The sequence below is a fragment of the Cohaesibacter intestini genome (assembly GCF_003324485.1).
GTDB classification, from domain to species: domain Bacteria; phylum Pseudomonadota; class Alphaproteobacteria; order Rhizobiales; family Cohaesibacteraceae; genus Cohaesibacter; species Cohaesibacter intestini.
This window is the reverse complement of record NZ_QODK01000001.1, coordinates 917,679-938,608: the sequence shown is the minus strand read 5'-3', so window position 1 is coordinate 938,608 and position 20,930 is coordinate 917,679. Positions and strand designations below refer to the sequence as shown.

Here is a 20,930-nt window from a genome sequence, read left to right as displayed (position 1 = left end):
CGGACAGCCAGCCCATCCTGACAAATGCCGCATTCCCGCGTTAGACTGGCGGGAATGACACAGGATGCATGCTCGACGGCGGCCCGCCCATGGTTTGACACAGCAAAAAGGATATCTCATGGCTCAGGCAGGAAATGCCCTTTATGACAGCCCACGCGACATTCCGGGTATCATTCCCCTCTTCCCGCTTGAGGAGGCCTTGCTGCTGCCGCGGACGCAAATGCCGCTGAACATCTTCGAAGACCGCTATCTGGCGATGATCGACCATGCCATCCGCCATGACCGCATCATCGGCATCATCCAGCCCAAGCCCACACCAGACGCCTCACAGGCCAGCAAACAGGAAGATGAGGCAGACGCATCGCAGCTTCAGCGCATCGGGTGTCTGGGCCGGATCACCGCCTTTGGCGAGACCGGTGACGGACGTGTTCTGATCACCCTGTCCGGCCTGTGCCGATTCCAGCTGGTCTCGGAGATAGAATCGCACCTGCCCTTCCGCATGGCAGAGATTGATTGCGAAGACTATGCCGAGGATCTGATCGAGGGCTTTGGTGAAGATCAGGTCAACCGCGAGGGCGTACTTGACATCTTCCGCGCTTTTCTCGATGCCAATGACATGGAGGCAGACTGGGACAATGTCGGCAAATCCTCCAACGAGATTCTGGTCAATTCCCTGTCGATGATGAGCCCATATGGTATTGCCGAAAAGCAGGCCCTGCTGGAGGCCGAGAGCCTGGCCCTCAGAGCAGAAACCCTGATCGCCATCACCGAAATGCATCTGGCCAATGACGCAAGCGATGCCCCAGCCACGCTGCAATAAAGCCACCCAACGGAGAAGCTGTCATGGCGACCCTTGAAAGCACCAACAATGACAATCGCAGCGAACAGACTGGCATGGTCGACCGCAAGCTGTTGGAAATTCTCGTCTGTCCGGTGACCAAATGCACGCTTGAATATGATGCAGAAAAACAGGAACTGATCAGCCGCAAGGCCAAGCTCGCCTATCCAATCCGCTTTGGCGTGCCGATCATGCTGCCGAGCGAAGCGCGCATGTTGGAACAATAGGCTCAGGCCCCCACGATTCGGCTCCCAAAAAGACAACGGGCGGGTCACCTTCTTGCAAAGGTGCCCGCCTCTTTTTGTTGACCCTCTGGAAACGGGTCTGCTGCTTTGTTGATTATCGCGTGATGTCACTTTCCGGCGTTGCCGAGATTTTATGGATGGCAAGATCGGCGCCCAGTCGCTCGTCATCAGCCGACAGGCGCAGGCCAATGGCCTGTTTCAGAATGCCATAGACGACAAAGCCACTCGCGAAAGCATAGCCAGCCCCAAGCAGAGAACCGACCAACTGCGAGGCAAAGGTGACGCCCCCCATACCGCCAAGAGCGGTGCTGCCGAAGATGCCAGCAGCAATGCCACCCCACAGACCGCACAGGCCATGCAGCGGCCAGACACCGAGCACATCATCAACCTTGAACTTGTTCTGGCAAAGATTGAAGGCATAAACAAAGACCACGCCAGCCACGCCGCCGACAATCAGCGAGCCGAGCGGATGCATAATGTCAGAACCGGCACAGACTGCGACAAGACCAGCCAACGCACCGTTATGGATGAAGCCCGGATCATTGCGCCCGGCGACAAGCGCGGTAAGAATGCCACCGACCATCGCCATCAGGCTGTTCATCGCCACCAGACCGGAAATGCTTTCCAGCGACTGGGCGGTCATCACATTGAAGCCGAACCAGCCAACGCACAACAGCCACGAGCCCAAAGCCAGCCAAGGCACGGAGGACGGCGGAATGCCGAGCGGCCGTCCATCCTTGCCATAGCGCCCAATGCGGGCACCAAGCAACATCACCGCAGCCAGAGCAATCCAGCCACCCACCGCATGGACGACGATGGAACCGGCAAAATCATGAAACTGGGCACCAAGTGTGGCTTCAAACCAGCCCTGAATGCCGAAATTGCCACCCCACATAATGCCTTCAAACAGGGGATAGACAAAGCCAACCAGCGCCACGGTGGCAAAGCACTGCGGCGCAAACTTCATCCGCTCTGCAATGCCGCCCGAGATGATCGCCGGAATGGCAGCAGCAAAGGTGGTCAGAAAGAAGAATTTGACCAGCGTCAGACCCTGAGGCTCGAACACGCCGCCCACCGAACCGGATAGCTCGGTTGCGGACACCAGAAACGATGTGCCATAGGCAATGGCATAGCCAAAGAAGAAATAGACAATGGTGGAAATGGCGAAGTCCACCAGGATCTTGACCAGTGCATTGACCTGGTTTTTGTGACGAACGGTTCCCACTTCAAGAAAAGCGAAGCCGGAATGCATCGCAAAGACGAGAATAGCCCCGAGCAGGACGAAAAACACGTCCGCTCCAACTTGTGCCCCTTGCATAGATTTTGCCTCCAAAGACGGTATGCCCAAAAAGGGCGCAAATTTTTTCAATTTTTCCGTCTGGGTAAACAAAATGCATGCCAATTAGGCGACATGATTTATTATTAAATAAATTCAGCAAGTTAGACATAGTTTGCATTTGATTGAAAAATAAGCAACTGCTCTATGCCTATTTTCTGCCCGCAAAGCCTAGGCAATTGCACACATATTAATCACAATCTGAAAACTGATGCTTTTCTAAGCGCTTTCACTGACTATCCCTCCCAACCTCAAAACAACAAGAAACCAGTCAGATGCAATATCTGCGGCCCAACCCCAAAACATGAAGAAACCCGCCAAATCCTAGATTTGGCGGGTTATCCCCTCTGGTACCCTTATGGGCTTATAGTTGGGAGGAGAGGGAGACCGAAGCCTCCCATCTCGAAATCTTACATGCGCTGGCTGCCCTGACCGAATTCAGGATAGGCTTCCACGCCAATCTCGGTTTTGTCGAGGCCGAGATATTCTTCTTCTTCGCTGACGCGGATACCCATGGTGACTTTCAGGATCATCCAGACGACGAAGGAGAGAACCAGAGTGAAGGCACCATAAGCGGCGACACCGATCAGCTGGGTAACATAAGAAGTTTCAGAGTTGGTCAGAGGAACGATCAGCGTACCCCAGATACCAGCCAGAAGGTGAACCGGGATCGCACCGACAACGTCATCGATTTTCAGTTTGTCGAGCGCAGGAACCGCGAAGACAACAATCGCACCACCAACGGCACCGATGAAGATAGCCTGAGCGATGGTTGGGTTCAGAGGTTCAGCAGTGATGGCAACCAGACCAGCCAGTGCGCCGTTGAGAACCATGGTCACGTCGACCTTCTTATACAGGATCTGCATCAGGATCATCACGGACACAACGCCAGCGGCCGCAGCCATGTTGGTGTTGGCGAAGATGCGGGAGATATCGGAAACATCACCGATGGTACCCATGGCAAGCTGGGACGCACCGTTAAAGCCGAACCAACCGAGCCACAGGATGAAAGTACCAAGGGTCGCAAGCGGAATGTTCGAAGCAGGCATCGGGGTAACCTGACCACCTTCGCCATACTTGCCTTTACGAGCACCGAGCAGGATGGCACCGGCCAGAGCAGCCCAGCCGCCAACGGAGTGCACGAGGGTCGAACCGGCAAAGTCGGAGAAGCCCATTTCGGACAACCAGCCGCCGCCCCACTGCCACGAACCGGCAATTGGGTAGATGAAGCCGGTCAGCACGACCACGAAGATCATGAATGGCCACAGTTTGATACGCTCAGCCAGGGTACCGGACACGATGGATGCAGCGGTTGCCACAAACACCATCTGGAAGAACCAGTCCGACGCGGTCGAGTAACCGGTTTCGAGCAGAGCTGCGGAGTCTGCGCCCTCAAGACCAACCGGGTCCAGAGCGTAAATCAGCGAGAAGGAGCCAACATAGCCGCCATCAACGCCGGTATACATCAGGTTATAACCGATCAGCCAGTACATGATGCCGGCAATGGCATAGAGCGCAATGTTTTTCAGGCTCTGCATGGAGACGTTCTTGGTGCGGACAAGGCCAGCTTCAAGCATGGCAAAGCCTGCAGCCATCCACATCACGAGGAAGCCACCGATCAGGAAAAGCAGGGTGTTGAAGATATAAGCGGTATCAGCAGCGGTCGCGTAAGCTGGAGCTGCAGCGGCTGCCTCTGCGGCTGGAGCGGCGGCTTCCTGTGCAAGGGCCGGGCCCGCAACGAAGGTAGCTGCGCCAACAAGAAGGGCAAGGGTTACTTTCGACATTGTGTTGTCCTTGATTTTTTCGCTTCTACTGGAACGGGTTGGAGCTTAGAGCGCGTCGGTGTCGGTTTCGCCGGTGCGAATCCGCATGACATGCTCAAGAGAGGTGACGAAGATCTTGCCATCGCCGATCTGACCGGTCGCAGCAGCCTTGGAAATGGCTTCGACGGTTTTCTCGACCTTGTCTGCGGTGACAGCAACTTCGATTTTCAGCTTCGGCAGGAAGCTGACGGAATACTCGGTTCCGCGATAAATCTCGGTATGGCCGCGCTGACGACCAAATCCCTTGACTTCGGTAACGGTCAGACCTTCCACGCCTTCAGCAGACAATGCTTCACGCACGGCTTCCAGCTTGAATGGCTTGATAATGGCGATAATGAACTTCATGGCACTCTCTCATGTCCCTCTTTGGGTTTTTGGATGCCCACCCCAATCGTCAGGAGACCGGGGTGAAGCTTAGCGATTGCTGTCCCTCTCCTTTCAAGAGCCGTGCCAGTTTGCGAAAAAAATTTATAAATATTTGATTTACAACAATAATAACCAATATTGCCAAAATATTAACCCGTGCATGATAATTGTGCATCAGAAAAAAATGACAAAAAAATAGGCATAGAAAAAACTATGCCTATAAAATAGTCAGAATTTTGCTCTCAGAGATGCTCAATGCCGAAGCATGAGTCTTTTCAGAATCTTGCCCTGCCGCAGCATGAGGCAATAGACCTATCGCAATCTCCTACCGGCGATCGAGAATGCGGATCAGTCCTTCCTGACAGGCACTGGCCACCAGCGTGCCGTCCCGGCGATAGAGCGACCCGCGCGAGAAGCCTCGCGCACCGCCGGTCCATGGACTATCCTGACTGTAAAGCAGCCATTCATCCGCCCGGAAGTCCGCATGGAACCACATGGCGTGATCAAGGCTCGCCGGGCTGACATCATTGTTGAAGACCGATTTGCCATGAGGAAAGAGCGACGTGTCGAGCAACGTCATGTCCGAGGCATAGGCCAGCGCACATTTGTGGATCGACAGGTCATCGGGCAGGCGAGACGTTGTCCGCACCCAGACATATTGCAGCGGTTCCATTTTCTTGTCGGTGGTATAATGCTCCATATTGACCGGACGCAGCTCGATCGGCCGTTCGCGACGGAAATAGGCTTTAATATTTTGCGGCGCCTCTGCCATATAGGCCTCAATCATGTCCGCTTCATTCGGCAGCGCTTCAGGAGCCGGAATATCAGGCATGGCAATCTGATGTTCCAGACCCTTCTCATGGCGATGAAAGCTCGCCGACATGGAAAAGATCGGCTTGCCATGCTGAATGGCCAGCACCCGGCGGGTGACAAAGGACCGCCCGTCGCGCAAGGTGTCCACTTCATAGATGATCGGCACCGAAGGATCGCCCGGCCGCATGAAATAGCAATGCAGGGAATGAGCTGCCCGGTCGCTTTCCACGGTCCGAGAAGCGGCCACCAGCGCCTGACCGATCACCTGACCGCCAAACACCCGTTGCCAGCCATCCTGCGGGCTGCGCCCCCGAAACAGATTCTGCTCCAGCCGTTCAAGGTCAAGAATGGAGAGAAGATTGTCGATGGCAGTGGTCATGGTCAGATCCTGTTCTTTCTTGCTTTTCATTCATCGGGTCCGGCGCACCGGCCCGCTCTGGCATCCCTTCGGCCACCAAAGCGCACATAGCATTTTCTGGGCATCAACACTGCCCCAGTTTGATCGGGATGCAAACCGGCTTTCCAACAAAAATTGCACATCCCCTACACTTTATGCAGATCTTCTGCCCGCTTCTGGCTATATAAAAGGGGAAGACAAGAGAAACAGTCCGGCAGGCGGCGGAAAACCCAATCTAATGCCTTGATTTGGTTGACCTTGGGTTAGCCATCCCCATCGGACATGTGGCACCAGCTCCGGGATCAGATCATGACGGAAAAACAAGCAGCACCCATCGCCCCCTCAGACAAATATGATCTGGTCATTGCAGGCGGTGGCTATGTTGGCCTGTCCTTGGCACTCGCCGTGCGTCAGGCCTGTGATCTGTCGATCCTGGTGATCGAACCCCAGCCCATTGCCCGCATGCGGGCCGATGAGCGCGCCTCGGCCATTGCATCGGCGGCCACCCGCATGTTGGGCCAGCTCGGTGTCTGGGGCCAGATTGCGCCGGAGGCCGAACCGATCCGCGATATGGTGGTCACCGATTCCAAGTTGCAGGATCTGGTCCGCCCGGCTCTGCTGACCTTTGAAGGCGCAACTGGCGATGGAGAGCCCTTTGCCTATATGGTGCCCAATGGCGCCATGGTCGGGGCGCTCTATGATGCAGCAAAGGAAGCAGGCGTCATCTTGGTAGAGCAGGACAGCGTCTCCTCCTTCACCGAGGAAACCAGCCAGACCCATGTCCTGATGGCATCTGGCCAGAAAGTCACCACCCGTTTGCTCATCGCCGCTGATGGCGTTCGCTCCCGCCTGCGTGATCTGGCGGGCATTTCGACCGTCCGGTTTGACTATGATCAGATGGGCATCGTCACCACGGTGGAACATGAGCGCCCACACAATGGCCGCGCGGTTGAACATTTCCTCCCCGCAGGCCCCTTTGCCATCCTGCCGCTCAAAGGCAATCGCTCATCACTGGTCTGGAATGAACGCACCGACGACGCCAAGCGGATGTTGGCCATGGACGACTTCACTTTCTCGCTGGAACTTGAGCGCCGCTTTGGCAAACAACTCGGCACCGTGTCGGAGAAAGGCCCGCGCAAGGGCTTCCCCCTCGGCATGACCTTGGCCCGCTCCTATGTCGCCCCGCGCTTTGCGCTGATCGGCGACGCCGCCCACGGCATTCACCCGATTGCCGGGCAAGGGCTCAATCTCGGTTTCAAGGATGTGGCCGCTCTGGCAGAAGTGCTGGTCGAAGCCGTCCGCCTTGGGCAGGATATTGGCGCTTTGGATGTGCTGGAGCGCTACCAGACCTGGCGCCGCTTTGACGTGGTGCAAATGGGCATGACCTGCGACCTGCTCAATCGCCTTTTCTCCAACAAGAGCGACATTTTGCGCCATGTGCGCGATCTGGGGTTGGGGATGGTCGAGCGCCTGCCCGGCCTCAAGCGCTATTTCATCGAGGAAGCCGCAGGCAATCAGGGCAACCGGCCCCGCCTGTTGCAAGGCGAAGCCCTCTAGGCCCGTGTCATAGATGGAGCCTTAGCGGGTCATGGCAGAGGCCAACGGCCCGGTCTGGCCATGCCATTGAGGCTGATCCTGACCGCAAACAAAGCCCGGTACCACTTGATCGGCAACGTCGCGCGCCAAAAGATAGGCATTGCGCTCAGCCGTCGCCTCGACAAAGCCGGCAATGCAGAAATCATTCTCTTCGATCTTGGTGATCACCAAAGCCTGCTCTTCGCGCGGCTGTTCCACAGACACATACCAGCGCAGGATGGTCGCAAAAGGCACCTTCCTGCCCTCCTCATCCCGCAGCCGCCATTCCATAGTGTCGCCAACCCGGTTGAAATTGCCAAAGGTGAAAAAACGATCATCGGCAGCCTGATTGCGATAAGACAGGGACATCCGCAGATCCCCCTCGGACACAAAGACCGCAATGCCGTCATGGCCCTTGCAGACCTGCTGGCTCCAACCTTCTTCCTCATTGACCACCAGCGTCATGCAGGAGGCTTCATCAAGCTTGCTGTAGGCATGGGAGATTTCCGCAGACCCGGCCGGACCGGACAGCAAAAGCAGACTGGCAGCAAAAGATGTTCCCGCAACAAAACCCATAAATTTGACCGGATCAAAAGCAACCATTTGACTGTCTCCCCTGCTGCCTGTCCCAAAAATTGCCCTGCAATATGAAACGTGAATTCACCAAGCGGCGGGCGGATCGGGTCGCGCGCCTCATTGGATAGACGCTTTGGCATGGAAAAAGGTTCTCAGATTTTTTTGAAAAATGCGTTTCACGCCCAATCATCTTTGCGAAATACCGGCTATCCCCCTCAAAAAAGCGGATTGTCGGTAAACAATTTGGAAAAAACCGTCAACCACCGCCAGATGCGGGCTTGATCGAAGGTTTGTCTTGCCAACCCGTTCCAATGGCCCTAAACCGCTAGGCAACTGCGCATATCATGCATGCCCTCGTCAGGCTGTCATGGTCCCTGGCAACAAGCAATTGATGCCTTTGCGCCTGCACAGGCTTGAGGCTATCCGGCACGAGACCCTATTGGAGTTGACTGATGAATATTAGCGAAATCCCAGCTGGCAAAGACGCCCCGGAAGACATTTACGTTGTGATCGAAGTGCCGAAAGGCTCTTCCGTCAAATATGAAGTGGAAAAGGATTCCGGCGCCGTCTTCGTTGACCGCTTCCTCTTCACCCCAATGGCCTATCCTTGCGATTACGGCTTCATCCCCAACACGCTGGCCGATGATGGCGATCCGATTGACGTGCTCGTCGTTGGCGATGCCCAGTTGCAGCCCGGCGTTGTCATGCGCGCCCGTCCGGTTGGCGTGCTGATCATGGAAGATGACGGCGGCAAAGACGAAAAAGTGGTCGCCGTGCCCCATTCCAAACTGACCAGCCACTATGATCACATCAAGACCTATGAAGACCTGCCGAAAAACCTGATCGAGCAGATCAAGCATTTCTTCGAGCATTACAAAGATCTCGAGCCAGGCAAATGGGTCAAAATCGAAGACTGGGCTGGCCCGGAAAAAGCCAAGGAAATGATTCAGGTCTCGATCGACAACATGAAGAAATAATCTTCATCATCGATTTAAAAAAGACAAAGCGCGGCTCCCATCGGGGACCGCGCTTTTTTCATACCGAAAAAATCTGATAGCGCGGGCCATAGGACCGCGTCTGTTGCCAATCGCTTAGTAGATGCCCGTGCGCAGCAAATTACGGATAAAGAAGATACCGAGCAACAAAACAATCGGCGACAGATCCATCCCACCCATTGACGGCAAGAAATTGCGGATCCGCGACAAAAGCGGCTCCGTCAATCGCCAGCAGACTTCATAAATGCTGGCCACAATCTGATTGCGTGGATTGACGATGTTGAAGGCAAACAGCCAGGAAAAGACGGCTGAGGCAATCACGATATAGGTATAGAGGGAAAGGATCATGTCGATAAGCTGAATGATTGCGGTCATCTTGTTCCTCAAAGGATCGCCGGACCGATTGGCCATAGCCAAATCGCGGCTGCTGATTGGTGCAAATTGCAGGTCCCTAAAATGGCTGGAAAGGCTGGATTTTCCAGCGCCAAACTCATCAGTGATGTAGCGATCCACCGACAAGCCTGCAAGCCCAATCCCGCAGATTGCGTAAAAAGAATGCAAAAACAGCAAAAGCCCCGATGCAGACAAAAAACACGCATGCATCGGGGCTTTCGAATTGAGAGCTGGCTACGCAAAACTCAAGGCCAGCTTGTCTTCTTCATCGCAAGCATCGTGCCAAGCAAGGCGCGCGCGAGCCGTTTCCATATATGGTAGAGTTCGAAGAGGGCAAGCCACAATATCTTGAACAGGCAAACGCACCGGCAACCCTTCGATAACGATTGTCGATGCAGATTGCATGGCCACTATTGCAAATTGCAAGACTTGCGTGAGAAGCCAGCCCCACAATCTCTAGGCTTGATCGGCGCGACCAATCCAGTGATCAAGGAACGCAATCAACCAGCGCTCCACCGCCGGATCATGGAACAGGCGCCCTGCATAATGGTTGCGACGATTGCGCGCACCGGGCAGTTTCAGCCGATCCGATGCCTTGGTGGTCCAGCGCATCATCATCCGCATGGTCACTTCCGGATGGAACTGCAAGCCATAGGCATTGGCCCCGTAGCGATAGGCCTGATTGGCAAAGACCTGCCCCTCGGCCAGAAGCTCCGCCCCCTTGGGCAGCTCGAAGCCCTCCCGGTGCCACTGATAGACCCGGCTCGGCCAACGCATCATTGCCTCGCCCGCATCCGTCGCCTTGATTGGATAATAGCCGATCTCAACCTGATCCTTGGGATGGGCCTTGACCCGTGCGCCCAGCTGCTTGGCCAGCATCTGGCCTCCAAGGCAAATGCCCAGCAACGGCTTGTCCTCTTTCAAGGGCACAGCCATCCAGTCAATTTCGCGCTTGATGAAGGCATCCGGATCATTGGCGCTCATCGGCCCGCCAAACACGACAGCGCCCGCATGTTCTGCCATCGTATAGGGCAAGGGATCTCCAAAGCGCGGCCGCCTGATATCAAGATGAAAGCCGCGCTTTTCCAGCATTGTACCGACACGCCCCGGAATCGAAGTTTCCTGATGCAGCACAATGAGGATTCGGGCTGGTTCCGCCCCCGCCCCGTTGGTCATTCGCTTGCCTTGTCTGCATGGGACTCAACGGACTGGCGCATGCGAATGCGATCCCGCCGCGACACACCGAGCAGCTCCGCCACGCGCCAGACCAGATTGTCTTCGAACTCGTGGATTTCGCCATCGGCAAAGACCAGCTTCCACATCATCTCAATGATTTCAACCCGGCCTGCTTCGTCCAATTCGCGCTTCAACACGGAGGTAAAGCCGTAGAGATCCACCGCCTCCTTTTCCCGCTCATGGGCAATGGAGATCAACTCGGAGGTTTCCTTGTCGGAGAGGGAGAAGCGCTTCTTCAGCACATCTTTCAGGCGCGCCTGTTCCGCCCCATCGATCACGCCATCCACTGAAATCAACTGCACCATCAGCGCGGCCACTGCCACGCGACAATCCCCGTCCTGAAACAGGGCTTTTTCGCTGTCTCCGCCGGACATTTCGCGAAACAATTGCATCAAGCTGTCAAACATGGTTCAATCCGATCTCAAGATTTTCCTGGCACGCCGCAAAGCATGCTTTTCGATGTTCTCTTGGCAACTTGCATAAACAGGTTGTCTATATCATGTCTTTTGCAAGGCTTTGATTTGCTTATACGGCATGCATAACCGGAACAGCAGCATTCGTCCATGCTTTCACGAAAATAGGCACTCGCAGGATCATCGCAATACTGCGAAAGTCCATTTCGTAGTCATCCCATGGAACAATGACAGATTTTGACTGCGGTCGCCCCATCCGTCTAACGGGTCGACCACAAAAGCACGAAGGGCGCAGGACAATCTGCGCGGGAGGTAACGATGCGTGAGAGACAATTGGGCAAAGATGGGTTTGCTGTCAGCGAAGTGGGTCTTGGCTGCTGGCAGCTGGGCGCCGACTGGGGCGAGCAAGTGGCTGAAGAAACCGGTCTCGCCATCCTTGAGGCCGCCTATGAAAAGGGCGTCACCTTCTTTGACACCGCCAATGTCTATGGCGATGGCCGCTCGGAAAGCCTGATCGGCAAGTTTCTGGCCAGTAAAAATGACCCGGCAATTCGGGTGGCGACCAAATTCGGTCGTGGCGCGGTCTATCCAGACGGCTACAGCAAACAGGCGCTGATCGATTCTGTGGATGCATCCCGCGACCGCCTCGGTGTCGACTGCCTCGATCTCATTCAGCTGCATTGCGTGCCGACCGATGTGATGCGCAATGGCGAAATTTTTGACTGGCTGCGCGAGTTGAAGCAACGGGGCAGCATTCGCAATTTCGGGGCCAGCGTCGAAACCGTCGAGGAAGGGCTGATCTGCCTTGAGCAGGAAGGGCTGACCAGCCTGCAGGTCATCTACAACCTGTTCCGCCAGAAGCTGACCACCGAATTGCTGCCAAAAGCGCAGGAAAAAGGCGTCGGCATCATTGTCCGCCTGCCACTGGCATCCGGCATCCTGTCGGGCAAATTCTCGGCCAGCACCCAGTTTTCTGACAAGGATCATCGCAATTTCAACCGCGACGGGGCCCATTTCAATGTCGGCGAAACCTTTGCTGGTGTTCCTTATGAGGTCGGCTTGCAGCTGGTCAATGAGATGAAGGCCTTCATGCCAGAGGGCATGGATATGGCCAATTTCGCCCAACGCTGGATTTTGGATCACGAAGCGGTTTCCACCATCATCCCCGGCGCCAGTCGACCGGAACAGGCGGTGCGCAATGCGGCCATCTCGTCCCTGCCTCCGCTGTCAGAAGCCACCCATCGCGAGCTGATCGCCTTCTATAACGACAAAATCGCCGAGCATGTGCGTGGCGCTTACTAAGAGCTGAAAAAAAGAAAGGCCCGGCACACAAAATGCCGGGCCTTTCTACAAGCGAAGAGATTTTGCTGCCTAGCCTTTGGCTTCAGCCCGGCGCTTCAAAAAGCCCCTCAGCAGAAACTCCGCCAGCCGCGCGACCCCGTTCAACACCGGCGTCACAGCGATGCCTGAGCGAATTTCGAACACTTCATACTTGAAGCGACGAGAGGGCAAACCATTGGCAACCAGCCCTGCCTGCAGGTGCTTGCGCATTGAGTCTGGCCCGCAATAATAGACCGTCACATCAGACATCGGTGCTTCCACCCGCGCTTCGACCAGATCGACATTCAGGCGGCCAGTCTTGCAGCTTTCCACCAGATGCATCCGGAAGTTAGGACAGCGCTCTGCCACATTGGCAAAATCCTGCAAATGGGCCGCTTTCGAGGCATCGGACACACAATAGAAGAAATCAACCGGCGGATCGGTTTTCTTCAGGCTTTGAGCAAAGGCGACAAACGGGGTGACGCCGATCCCGCCGGCAATCCAGACTTCCGGCTTCTTGCCACCGCATTCAAACCGCCCATAAGCCGGCGATACCCGCACCGCATCACCCGGAACCACATCTTGCGCCAGCAGGCGCGTGTCATCACCCAGTGGCTTGAAGGTGAAGCGCAGGGTGCGGTCCCCTTCCGGAGCCTTGGAAATGGTAAAAGGATGCGCTTCATTCTTGCCCTTGCCGGTGAAATGCACAAAGGCAAACTGCCCGGCCCGGTGCTTCATGCCTTTCTTCTCGGGCTCCAGAGACACGGCCACCGCCTCTCCGGACTGCTCGACAGAGGCCACCCGATAGGCATGGCGACCGGCAAACAGCGAAAAAGGCAACAGCGTAATCAGATAGCAAAGGATCCCCAAAGCACAGAAGCCGCCAACATACAGTCCCAGTGGATCAAGCACATCGAAGGGCTTGAGAATAAACAGATAATGCGCGGCTGAGGCGGCAAAGAAGGCGCCCATCAAGCGGTGGGTCCAGCGCCAGAGATGATAGGGCACATAGGTGGCAATCGATAGAACCACGAGGATCAGGAAGCCATACAGGCTCAACTCCCCCAGCGTTTCCGCAACCTCGACCAGCAGCGTTTCCGCCCCCAACCCATCCATTTCGGCATCCACCGTATCATGCAGCAGGATCGCCGTGATGGCGATGACGCCAAGCCATTTATGCAGCTGATAAATCTGATCCAGAGGACCGAAAATCATCTGCTGCCAGCGCAAGCGCAGGGCAAGAAACTGCGAAACACCCATCGCAATCAAGGCAACACAGCCAATATACTGGCTCATCAGGGCAATCTGGTCATGGTGGCCCATCAGGGGCCAAAACCAGTAAAGCGGTGCAACCAATGCGGCGGCAATCAAAAAGAGGCCGATCATACGCATGACATTCTGGTCCTTTGTCTTGCTTCCTTTGGAATAAGAGGCATCGATGCCAAAGTGGCGTCAGTTCAACCTGTTTTAGATGACAGGTGCAAGACATCAAGGATAAAGGCAGGAAATCGTAAGCAAAAGACCGTCAGACTACGAAGGCTGTCCTCCCCAACAGGTCAACGCGCCAGAAGCTGCCGCTTGCGGGCCTTGATTTCCCGCTCCTGTTGCTCCTGCCCAACCCGGAAAGAGCGTTCGATGAAATCGAGATGCGCCCGGGCCGCCTCTTCGGCAGCCTTCACATCGCCATCAAGGATCGCCTGACCAAGAGCCAAATGCTGATCGAGCAACAGACGTCCAGAGCCATCAATGCTGAGCAGAAAGTCGCGATTGTAGAAAATTCGGCTGCGGGTCAGATCATAGATCGAAGCCATCATGTGGATGAGCAGACTATTCTGACTGGCATCGATGATCGCACTGTGAAAGCGAAAATCCGCCTTGATCGACGCCGCCTGATCCTGGTTCTCCCAGCTTTGCTCCAACTGATCCATGATGGACCGGATCCGTGCCTTGTCGGCGGACGTTGCCCGGTCGGCAGCCAGTCGCGCTGCAAAGGCCTCCTGTTCGCGCCGATATTCGAGATAATCAAACAGGGCTTCCCCATGCCGCCCCAACAAGTCCAGCATTGCGGGGGTCATCGCCGCCCCGCTCAACTTGGCAATGAAAGCCCCTTCCCCATGCCGAATGCTCACCAGCCCGCGCGCTTCGAGCTGCTGGAGGGCTTCGCGGATTTTGGGCCGGGAGACCTGCATCGCCTCTGCCAGCTCCCGCTCGGACGGCAACCGGCTGCCATCTTTCAGGATGCCGTCGACGATCATCGCCTCGATCTGATGCACAACCCCGGCGGAAACGCTTTCATGTCCAACAGGATCAAAGGGAGTAGCGGGATCAATTGCAGAAGGCATCATGGGTCTCGGTTCCATTCGAAATCATTTGCCATAATATTTACCACTGGCCATCAAACAAGAAAAGACCCATACTTCTCTTTTGTGGTGACAAGCGCAATGATCTAGGAAATAAGCCAATCAACGTGAAAATTCATTGACTCAAACCACAGGTAAAGTTTATTGACCTTCTGAAGGCCAAAAGACATCGCGCCACGCACATCTGCAAATGTTGGGAGGAAAGCATGACAGACAATGCCGCTCTGATTGAAAGCCTCAAGACAATCGTCGGTCCGCGCCACGTCCTGACCGGCGACAAGCAGACCGAGCGCTTCCGCAAGGGGTTTCGCTCCGGCGAGGGCGACGCCATCGCGGTGATCCAGCCCGGCACCTTGCTTGAATTCTGGCACTGCCTTGAGAAAATCGTCGCCGCCGACAAGATCGTCATCATGCAGGCCGCCAATACCGGCTTGACCGAAGGCTCCACCCCAAAGGGACGCTATGACCGCGATGTGGTGCTCATCAACACCCGCCGGATGGATGCCCTCAAGGCGCTCAAAGGGGGCAAACAGATCATTTCCTTCCCCGGCTCCACCCTCTTTGCCCTTGAAAAACTGCTCGAGCCCTTGGGCCGCCAACCTCATTCGGTGATCGGTTCTTCTTGCATTGGCGCGTCGGTGATAGGCGGCGTCTGCAACAATTCCGGCGGCGCGCTGATCGAGCGCGGCCCCTCCTATACCGAATTGTCACTCTTCGCCCAGATCGACGATCAGGGTCAATTGAAGCTGGTCAATCATCTCGGCATAAATCTTGGCAGCACGCCGGACGAGATCCTCACCCGCCTGGAGCAAGGCGACTATCAGGACAAAGACATCGAAGAGACCAATCGCAAGGCATCCGATACCGACTATGCCAGCCGGGTACGCGATGTCGATGCCGCCAGCCCGGCCCGCTTCAATGCCGACAAACGCCGCTTGCATGAAGCCTCCGGCTGCGCCGGCAAACTCGCAGTCTTTGCGGTGCGGCTGGATACCTATCCGAAAAATGCCCGTGAGAAGACCTTCTATGTCGGCACCAACGATCCCCTCCATCTAGGAGAATTACGCCGAACCATCCTGTCAGACTGCGCGCATCTGCCGGTCTCAGGCGAATATATGCATCGCGATATTTTCGACATCACCCGCTCTTACGGCAAGGACACCGTGGTGCTGATCGACAAACTTGGCACCGACCGCCTGCCCACCTTCTTCGCCCTCAAAGGCTGGGTCGATGCCCGGACCAGCAAAATTCCGGGCCTGAAGCATTTCACCGACCGCTTCATGCAGATGCTATCCCGCCTCTGGCCGGAAATTCTGCCCCAGCGGATGTGTGATTTCCGCGACCAGTATGAGCATCACATGATCCTCAAAATGCGTGACGAAGGCATTGAGGAAGCGTCAGAGCTGCTGGCTGGCCTGCAGGCGGCAGGCAAGCTCGCTTTCTTTGAATGCAGCCCGCGTGAAGGCAAAATTGCCGGTCTCCACCGCTTTGCCGCCGCAGGCGCTGCCATCCGCTATCAGGCGATCCATAGCGACGAGGTTGAAGATATTCTGGCCCTGGATATCGCATTGAGGCGCAATGACCATGACTGGCTGGAACAATTGCCCCCCCATATCACCGAAAAGCTGCATCACAAGCTCTATTACGGCCATTTTTTCTGTCATGTGCTGCATCAGGATTACATCGTCAAGAAGGGCGAAGACCCCAAAGCCATCAAGGCAGAGATGCTCAAGCTGTTGGATGAACGGGGGGCAGAATATCCCGCCGAGCATAATGTCGGCCATCTCTATCAGGCCAAGGATGATCTCGCCAACTTCTACAAGAATCTTGATCCAACCAACAGCTTCAATCCCGGCATCGGTAAAATGTCCCGCAACAAATGCTATCACGAGCATTGAAGCCCGGCCCCGGACGCAAAAAGGCGAGCCTTGCAAGCCAAGACCCGCCCCATCACTTACACATGGCTCAAGGGATTAAAGATCACCAATGGCGGTAGACCGAATGCCATCCCATTTGACATGAGCGCCCTTGATGACTTCGTCTTTCTGATCGAGATATTTCTTGAAGATTGCTTCATTGACGAACAGATAGAGCTTGCCATCGACGATGTCCGCATAGCGCACATCACCGTCAAGCTTGGCGCCAACAAACACGCCAAAGGCACAGAAGCCACCAAATTGTGGCAGATGGGATGCCGGATCCGCGTCAAACAGGTCCTTGGTCTTGGCGGATGCGAAATAGTAATCGACACCGTCATGATGGGAGGTGAATTCGGCATTGCCCAGCTCAGGCGCGTCTTTCTTGAACATGGCAACCGGATCATAGCCGTGCAGGCCAAGCGGTTTGCCGGACAGGGTCAGGCCGTTATTGACGTTATATTCGTCAGCCGCGAAAACAGCGGTGGAGATGAAAACCGTCATAACGGCGGCAAGGCAGGTGAAAATCAGTTTCGACAGCATGGGTTGGTCCTTTCAGGAAGATGTGTCTGGTCAGTTGGGTTGGGTTGGGTTGCTTTGGGTAATATTGGGGTGGGTGATGGCAATCAGGCCGATTTGGCATACAAGGTCATCGCTTCCTTGGTGGCTGCCATCGCGGTGGTGCCGGATGCAGCCATACCGACGGCACCAACAGCCGCAGCCCCTGCGGCGCGCGCCAACAGACGGCGGCGAGCCAGATCAACGGATTCTTGCGTGACATCGCATCCGCATTCGTGGTGATGATCGTGTTTGATGGTCATTGTCTGCTCCTTAATATGGTTGGTCCCCATGCCGTCTCGGCATTGATCAGGGTTAAACGTCCAGTTTGGTCATAAGGGTCGGGCAGTGGTGGCAAGGCCATGATCAAGGCACAGCTTTCCCGTTCGCGGGCTGCAAAGCCCACGGTCTGTCAAAAGTCATGTCACGTCCCGAAAGGTCCGGCGCTCAGCACAATTGCCGCGTGACGCCGAATTTGGTCAGCTTAGCCAGCCAAATGCCGCTGGCCCGCTTGGTGCCTTTGTGGACCGCAACCGGTCCGGTGCAAAGGCTCGCGTCTTTTGTCGCCAGCACCGGGGCGCTGAGCCGGGATCCACAGGGTCATCGAAGCCCCCTGGCCGGTTGGCCGGTTGCTGGCTTCCACCCGGCCGCCATGGCGTTCGGCGATCAGGCGGGTGATCCAGAGGCCAAGGCCACTGCTCTCTTCCCCGTTCCTTGTCCGCGCCGACAGCCGGGTGAAGGGGCGAAAGGCCCTGTGCAAGTCGCCCTCCTGAAAGCCCGGTCCTTCATCGTCGACCCGCAGGTAAGCCGTACCATCAGCCTCAAGGCCCACTTCACACCGGATCTTGCTGTTGGGGTGGCTATGGCGGACCGCATTGCCGACCAGATTGTCGACCACTTCGAACAGCAGCTCCTGATCGCCGGAAACAGTCACCTGATCAAGGGCACAGCTTTCAAAGGTGATCCCGCGCTGTCGGGCCCGGGGTTGATTGACCGACATGGCCAGTTCCAGCACGTCGATCAGGTTGACCCTGTCCTGACGGCAGGAGAGCGGGTCCCGCCCTTCGCGGGCCCGTTCCAGCACCGCACTGAGCATTTTGCTCAACTGGGTGATGATCACATCCGCCTTGGCGGCATTGCGCGCGGTGCGGCTGCCGGCTTCTGCGCTGTCCTCGATGGATTCGATGAGCAGCGACAGATTGGCCAAAGGTCCCTTCAGATCGTGGGTGACGATCGACAGGGCATTGGCATACGCGGACGGATCAGACGTCTCGCTCAGCGCGTCTGTCTTGGGAGAGTCTTTCTTGGACAAGGCCACAAAGTCGGCCGTGCCATTGCGATGTGCTTCGATCTGGTCGGTCTGCATATCAAGTCCTTTCCGAACGCGTATAACGGGTGTTCACCGGGTCGGCAGGGGTATCAAAGCCCTAGGTCCGACAGTCCGGGATGGTCAAGGGGGCGAGGGCCTAGCGGCCAGTGAAACAGGCGGTCCTCTTCCCGGATCGGCAGGTCATTGATCGAGGCGATACGCACCTGCATCAGACCGTCCGGACCGAACTCCCAATTCTCGTTGCCATAGGCGCGAAACCAGTTGTTGCTGTCATCGCGCCATTCATAGGCAAATCGCACGGCAATCCGATTGTCCGTGAAGGCCCATAGCTCCTTGATCAGGCGGTATTCCTGCTCTCGTTTCCATTTGCGGCTGAGCAAATCAACAATCTGCTCCCGTCCGGTGACAAAGTCCGCCCGGTTGCGCCATTGGCTGTCGGTGCTATAGGCAAGGGATACTTTTTCCGGCTGCTGGCTATTCCAGCCATCTTCAGCCATGCGCACTTTGGTGGCGGCGCTGTCTGCGTCAAACGGGGGAAGCGGTGGACGGGTCATGGTCTTATCCTTGTCTTTGGGCTGGTTTTAGGGCCCGAATCTTGGCTGCTGGTTTTCAGGTCTTTTAGAGGGGGACCGGGTGCCCCGCTTGTTCCATCTTGGCGCAACAAGTGAAGCACCCGGTGCGGGGGGTTTAGGCGGCAGAGCTCTGGACAGCCGGGAAATCAATCGGCGTATCAAAAGCTTCATTGAGATAGTTGGTCAGAGTGTTGAGAGCGACATGCGCCACAATCTCGATCACTTCCGCATCGCTGAAGCCTGCGGCTTTCACGGCGCTAACATCTTCAGCACTCACTTTTCCGCGCTGCAGAACCAGTTTGACGGCGAAGCGTACAGCCGCATGAGCCTGCGGATTGTTGGAACGGCCACCACGGTTGGCGCTAATTTCGGCATCGTCCAGTTTGGCGAGGTTTTTGCCAAGATAAGTGTGCGCGGCAAGGCAATAATCGCAGCCATTGATTTCGGCGACGGCAAGGGCAATTCGCTCGCGGGTCTGAGCATTAAGGCTGCCCGACGCCAGCGCCCCATTCAGACCCAGATAGCCTTCAAGAGCAGACGGGCTGGTGGCAGTCAGACGGAACAGGTTTGGCACGGAGCCGAGCATTTTTTCAACGCCCTGCAAAAGGGGCTGGGACGCGGCTGGTGCTTCTTGGATGGAAGCAGGGAGGTCAACTCTTGGCATTGGAATGTCCTTTCAAGGTTTAGGAATGGAATGCTTGCTTGACCTTACATATACAGACCTGTCTGTCTTTCGTCAATGAAAATGCCCTATCACAAAAAGGTGATCTTGAAACTATTTGAAATAATTGCTATTTTTCTAGAAAATAGACAGAACAGTCTGAACAATCAGAACAAGACACCGAACCAGAAAAACAAAAAAATGGAGACCAGCCTTTGAAATCCCGTCGTGATGAACTGATCGATACTGCCCTGCGGCTCTTCTATACCAACGGTTTCAACGCCACCGGCATCGACAAGATCCTAGCCGAAGCAGGCGTTGCCAAAATGACCCTCTATAAACACTTCCGCTCCAAGGATGAACTGATCCTCGCCGCCCTCGAGCGACGGGACGAGACCTTCCGTGACTGGCTGACCAGTGAAATGGAAAATTCTTCTCCCTTGCCACGTGCCCAGTTGCTCGCCATGTTTGACGCTCTGCTAAGCTGGTTTGAGGGCAAGGCCTTCAAGAAACTGGGCTTTTATGGCTGCGCCTTTATCAATGCCTCAAGCGAGTTCGGCGACCTATCTCACCCGGCTCACCATCTCTCGGCTGAACATAAAGAACGCATTGTCGCCTTCATCGAAACCCTGTGCGAACAGGCAGGAGCAACCGAGCCGCGCAAGCTGGCCGAGCAACTGGCTTTGCTGAAAGAAGGGGCGATTGTCACCGCGCAAGTGCGCGGCATGAAGGAAGCGGCCAACATCGCCAAGCAGATTGCCGAGACCTTGCTCGAGGGTGCGGGCGTGCCAGCTCCGAAACAATGACGACAGGGAACCGCACCTGCCCTGTGACAGGCAACGGAGTAACTTGATGCGAAGACTGGGAAGAAATGGTGCTGCTGATAGGACTTGAACCTACGACCCACGCATTACGAATGCGTTGCTCTACCAACTGAGCTACAGCAGCATGCCATATGAGCCGGAAAATCGGCTTTCGGGTGGCTTCTCTTAGCCAATTCCCTCGCAACTGGCAAGAGGCATCTGGGCCTCTTGTGGGTGAATCCGCCAGAAAGCGTCCCTCGACCACGACAAATCACAAGCCAATTGAAAGAGCAGGCAAATTGAGCCTCACCAATGGCCCTCATGGCGCGCAAAGCTTCGCTGGAAGTGCAGCCCAAACACCGACCCATCAAAAAGCAGAAAGCCCGGCTGAACCGGGCTTTCTG

At 55.8% G+C, this 20,930-nt stretch carries 22 protein-coding genes and 1 tRNA gene; 7 read left to right on the top strand and 16 right to left on the bottom strand.

The annotated features are described in order from the left end of the window. Nucleotides 1-118: 118 nt before the first annotated feature. Both DSD30_RS04015 and DSD30_RS04010 read left to right on the top strand, forming a co-directional pair. The gene (locus DSD30_RS04015) at nt 119-820 is read left to right on the top strand and encodes an LON peptidase substrate-binding domain-containing protein (RefSeq protein ID WP_114008262.1); all 702 of its coding nucleotides are present in this window, start codon (nt 119-121) and stop codon (nt 818-820) included. Nucleotides 821-843: 23 nt separating this feature from the next. Further along, nucleotides 844-1,065 carry a Trm112 family protein gene (locus DSD30_RS04010; protein WP_114008261.1) on the top strand — a complete coding sequence of 74 codons (222 nt, stop codon included), beginning with the start codon at nt 844-846 and terminating at the stop codon, nt 1,063-1,065. A 112-nt stretch (nt 1,066-1,177) separates the two neighbouring features. Here DSD30_RS04010 and DSD30_RS04005 read toward each other — a convergent pair whose 3' ends face one another. The 4 genes from DSD30_RS04005 to tesB all read right to left on the bottom strand — a co-directional run bounded on the left by DSD30_RS04005 (nt 1,178) and on the right by tesB (nt 5,800). Next, nucleotides 1,178-2,401 (bottom strand): ammonium transporter, encoded by a 1,224-nt coding sequence (locus DSD30_RS04005; RefSeq protein WP_114008260.1) that lies wholly within the window; start codon nt 2,399-2,401, stop codon nt 1,178-1,180. Between the two features lie 428 nt (nt 2,402-2,829). After that, complete coding sequence (locus DSD30_RS04000) at nt 2,830-4,203, bottom strand: ammonium transporter (protein WP_114008259.1); 1,374 nt, start codon at nt 4,201-4,203, stop codon at nt 2,830-2,832. A gap of 45 nt (nt 4,204-4,248) precedes the next feature. Further along, entirely contained in the window at nt 4,249-4,587 is a 339-nt protein-coding gene (locus DSD30_RS03995; protein ID WP_114008258.1) for a P-II family nitrogen regulator, read from the bottom strand. A 346-nt stretch (nt 4,588-4,933) separates the two neighbouring features. Next, nucleotides 4,934-5,800, bottom strand: a complete 867-nt coding sequence (gene tesB, locus DSD30_RS03990; protein WP_114008630.1) for an acyl-CoA thioesterase II — start codon at nt 5,798-5,800, stop codon at nt 4,934-4,936. A gap of 327 nt (nt 5,801-6,127) precedes the next feature. Here tesB and DSD30_RS03985 point away from each other — a divergent pair, with 327 nt between their 5' ends. Further along, nucleotides 6,128-7,375, top strand: a complete 1,248-nt coding sequence (locus DSD30_RS03985) for a ubiquinone biosynthesis hydroxylase (RefSeq protein ID WP_114008629.1) — start codon at nt 6,128-6,130, stop codon at nt 7,373-7,375. A 21-nt stretch (nt 7,376-7,396) separates the two neighbouring features. On the opposite strand, the gene DSD30_RS03980 is transcribed toward DSD30_RS03985, so the two are convergent. Continuing rightward, nucleotides 7,397-7,996: a hypothetical protein gene (locus DSD30_RS03980; protein ID WP_114008257.1), complete on the bottom strand. Its 600-nt coding sequence runs from the start codon at nt 7,994-7,996 to the stop codon at nt 7,397-7,399. 425 nt (nt 7,997-8,421) lie between these two features. Here DSD30_RS03980 and ppa point away from each other — a divergent pair, with 425 nt between their 5' ends. Further along, nucleotides 8,422-8,946, top strand: coding sequence for an inorganic diphosphatase (ppa, locus tag DSD30_RS03975; RefSeq protein ID WP_114008256.1), 525 nt, complete (start codon nt 8,422-8,424; stop codon nt 8,944-8,946). Nucleotides 8,947-9,060: 114 nt separating this feature from the next. Here the strand turns inward: ppa and DSD30_RS03970 are convergent, their stop codons facing one another. The 3 genes from DSD30_RS03970 to DSD30_RS03960 form a co-directional block, all read right to left on the bottom strand. Next, nucleotides 9,061-9,339 carry a YggT family protein gene (locus DSD30_RS03970; RefSeq protein ID WP_114008628.1) on the bottom strand — a complete coding sequence of 93 codons (279 nt, stop codon included), beginning with the start codon at nt 9,337-9,339 and terminating at the stop codon, nt 9,061-9,063. 474 nt (nt 9,340-9,813) lie between these two features. After that, nucleotides 9,814-10,533, bottom strand: a complete 720-nt coding sequence (locus DSD30_RS03965; protein WP_114008255.1) for a glutamine amidotransferase — start codon at nt 10,531-10,533, stop codon at nt 9,814-9,816. Beyond that, complete coding sequence (locus DSD30_RS03960) at nt 10,530-11,000, bottom strand: tellurite resistance TerB family protein (protein WP_114008254.1); 471 nt, start codon at nt 10,998-11,000, stop codon at nt 10,530-10,532. Before DSD30_RS03960 ends, DSD30_RS03965 begins: the two co-directional genes overlap by 4 nt. A 324-nt stretch (nt 11,001-11,324) precedes the next feature. Between DSD30_RS03960 and DSD30_RS03955 the strand changes: the two genes are divergently transcribed. Continuing rightward, nucleotides 11,325-12,308, top strand: coding sequence for an aldo/keto reductase (locus tag DSD30_RS03955; protein WP_114008253.1), 984 nt, complete (start codon nt 11,325-11,327; stop codon nt 12,306-12,308). A gap of 69 nt (nt 12,309-12,377) precedes the next feature. Here the strand turns inward: DSD30_RS03955 and DSD30_RS03950 are convergent, their stop codons facing one another. After that, complete coding sequence (locus tag DSD30_RS03950) at nt 12,378-13,718, bottom strand: ferredoxin reductase family protein (protein WP_114008252.1); 1,341 nt, start codon at nt 13,716-13,718, stop codon at nt 12,378-12,380. Nucleotides 13,719-13,882: 164 nt separating this feature from the next. Beyond that, nucleotides 13,883-14,671 (bottom strand): FadR/GntR family transcriptional regulator, encoded by a 789-nt coding sequence (locus DSD30_RS03945; protein ID WP_198662809.1) that lies wholly within the window; start codon nt 14,669-14,671, stop codon nt 13,883-13,885. Nucleotides 14,672-14,892: 221 nt separating this feature from the next. On the opposite strand from DSD30_RS03945, the gene dld reads away from it, so the two are divergent. Further along, a complete protein-coding gene (dld, locus tag DSD30_RS03940; RefSeq protein ID WP_114008251.1) occupies nt 14,893-16,584 on the top strand; it encodes a D-lactate dehydrogenase in 1,692 nt (563 codons plus the stop codon). Nucleotides 16,585-16,659: 75 nt separating this feature from the next. On the opposite strand, the gene DSD30_RS03935 is transcribed toward dld, so the two are convergent. The 5 genes from DSD30_RS03935 to DSD30_RS03915 form a co-directional block, all read right to left on the bottom strand. Further along, nucleotides 16,660-17,145 carry a YHS domain-containing (seleno)protein gene (locus tag DSD30_RS03935; RefSeq protein WP_114008250.1) on the bottom strand — a complete coding sequence of 162 codons (486 nt, stop codon included), beginning with the start codon at nt 17,143-17,145 and terminating at the stop codon, nt 16,660-16,662. An 83-nt stretch (nt 17,146-17,228) separates the two neighbouring features. Further along, nucleotides 17,229-17,423, bottom strand: coding sequence for a hypothetical protein (locus DSD30_RS03930; protein WP_114008249.1), 195 nt, complete (start codon nt 17,421-17,423; stop codon nt 17,229-17,231). A gap of 221 nt (nt 17,424-17,644) precedes the next feature. Beyond that, a complete protein-coding gene (locus tag DSD30_RS03925) occupies nt 17,645-18,526 on the bottom strand; it encodes a sensor histidine kinase (protein WP_114008248.1) in 882 nt (293 codons plus the stop codon). 53 nt (nt 18,527-18,579) lie between these two features. After that, nucleotides 18,580-19,044, bottom strand: a complete 465-nt coding sequence (locus tag DSD30_RS03920) for a nuclear transport factor 2 family protein (RefSeq protein WP_114008247.1) — start codon at nt 19,042-19,044, stop codon at nt 18,580-18,582. Nucleotides 19,045-19,177: 133 nt separating this feature from the next. Further along, nucleotides 19,178-19,726 carry a carboxymuconolactone decarboxylase family protein gene (locus DSD30_RS03915; RefSeq protein WP_114008246.1) on the bottom strand — a complete coding sequence of 183 codons (549 nt, stop codon included), beginning with the start codon at nt 19,724-19,726 and terminating at the stop codon, nt 19,178-19,180. A 212-nt stretch (nt 19,727-19,938) separates the two neighbouring features. Between DSD30_RS03915 and DSD30_RS03910 the strand changes: the two genes are divergently transcribed. Beyond that, entirely contained in the window at nt 19,939-20,529 is a 591-nt protein-coding gene (locus tag DSD30_RS03910; protein WP_114008245.1) for a TetR/AcrR family transcriptional regulator, read from the top strand. A 66-nt stretch (nt 20,530-20,595) separates the two neighbouring features. On the opposite strand, the gene DSD30_RS03905 is transcribed toward DSD30_RS03910, so the two are convergent. After that, a tRNA-Thr gene (locus tag DSD30_RS03905) sits at nt 20,596-20,671 on the bottom strand. Nucleotides 20,672-20,930: the final 259 nt, after the last annotated feature.

What these genes read in the sequence shown, in the direction of transcription:
- DSD30_RS03985 (WP_114008629.1), top strand. Translation starts at nt 6,128, where the DNA reads ATGACGGAAAAACAAGCAGCACCCATCGCCCCCTCAGACAAATATGAT.
- DSD30_RS03965 (WP_114008255.1), bottom strand. Translation starts at nt 10,533, where the DNA reads ATGACCAACGGGGCGGGGGCGGAACCAGCCCGAATCCTCATTGTGCTG.
- dld (WP_114008251.1), top strand. Translation starts at nt 14,893, where the DNA reads ATGACAGACAATGCCGCTCTGATTGAAAGCCTCAAGACAATCGTCGGT.
- DSD30_RS03915 (WP_114008246.1), bottom strand. Translation starts at nt 19,726, where the DNA reads ATGCCAAGAGTTGACCTCCCTGCTTCCATCCAAGAAGCACCAGCCGCG.
- DSD30_RS03955 (WP_114008253.1), top strand. Translation starts at nt 11,325, where the DNA reads ATGCGTGAGAGACAATTGGGCAAAGATGGGTTTGCTGTCAGCGAAGTG.
- DSD30_RS04005 (WP_114008260.1), bottom strand. Translation starts at nt 2,401, where the DNA reads ATGCAAGGGGCACAAGTTGGAGCGGACGTGTTTTTCGTCCTGCTCGGG.
- DSD30_RS04010 (WP_114008261.1), top strand. Translation starts at nt 844, where the DNA reads ATGGCGACCCTTGAAAGCACCAACAATGACAATCGCAGCGAACAGACT.
- DSD30_RS03935 (WP_114008250.1), bottom strand. Translation starts at nt 17,145, where the DNA reads ATGCTGTCGAAACTGATTTTCACCTGCCTTGCCGCCGTTATGACGGTT.
- DSD30_RS03995 (WP_114008258.1), bottom strand. Translation starts at nt 4,587, where the DNA reads ATGAAGTTCATTATCGCCATTATCAAGCCATTCAAGCTGGAAGCCGTG.
- DSD30_RS03970 (WP_114008628.1), bottom strand. Translation starts at nt 9,339, where the DNA reads ATGACCGCAATCATTCAGCTTATCGACATGATCCTTTCCCTCTATACC.
- ppa (WP_114008256.1), top strand. Translation starts at nt 8,422, where the DNA reads ATGAATATTAGCGAAATCCCAGCTGGCAAAGACGCCCCGGAAGACATT.
- DSD30_RS03950 (WP_114008252.1), bottom strand. Translation starts at nt 13,718, where the DNA reads ATGCGTATGATCGGCCTCTTTTTGATTGCCGCCGCATTGGTTGCACCG.
- DSD30_RS03980 (WP_114008257.1), bottom strand. Translation starts at nt 7,996, where the DNA reads ATGGTTGCTTTTGATCCGGTCAAATTTATGGGTTTTGTTGCGGGAACA.
- DSD30_RS03920 (WP_114008247.1), bottom strand. Translation starts at nt 19,044, where the DNA reads ATGACCCGTCCACCGCTTCCCCCGTTTGACGCAGACAGCGCCGCCACC.
- DSD30_RS03945 (WP_198662809.1), bottom strand. Translation starts at nt 14,671, where the DNA reads ATGATGCCTTCTGCAATTGATCCCGCTACTCCCTTTGATCCTGTTGGA.
- tesB (WP_114008630.1), bottom strand. Translation starts at nt 5,800, where the DNA reads ATGACCACTGCCATCGACAATCTTCTCTCCATTCTTGACCTTGAACGG.
- DSD30_RS03960 (WP_114008254.1), bottom strand. Translation starts at nt 11,000, where the DNA reads ATGTTTGACAGCTTGATGCAATTGTTTCGCGAAATGTCCGGCGGAGAC.
- DSD30_RS04000 (WP_114008259.1), bottom strand. Translation starts at nt 4,203, where the DNA reads ATGTCGAAAGTAACCCTTGCCCTTCTTGTTGGCGCAGCTACCTTCGTT.
- DSD30_RS04015 (WP_114008262.1), top strand. Translation starts at nt 119, where the DNA reads ATGGCTCAGGCAGGAAATGCCCTTTATGACAGCCCACGCGACATTCCG.
- DSD30_RS03925 (WP_114008248.1), bottom strand. Translation starts at nt 18,526, where the DNA reads ATGCAGACCGACCAGATCGAAGCACATCGCAATGGCACGGCCGACTTT.
- DSD30_RS03930 (WP_114008249.1), bottom strand. Translation starts at nt 17,423, where the DNA reads ATGACCATCAAACACGATCATCACCACGAATGCGGATGCGATGTCACG.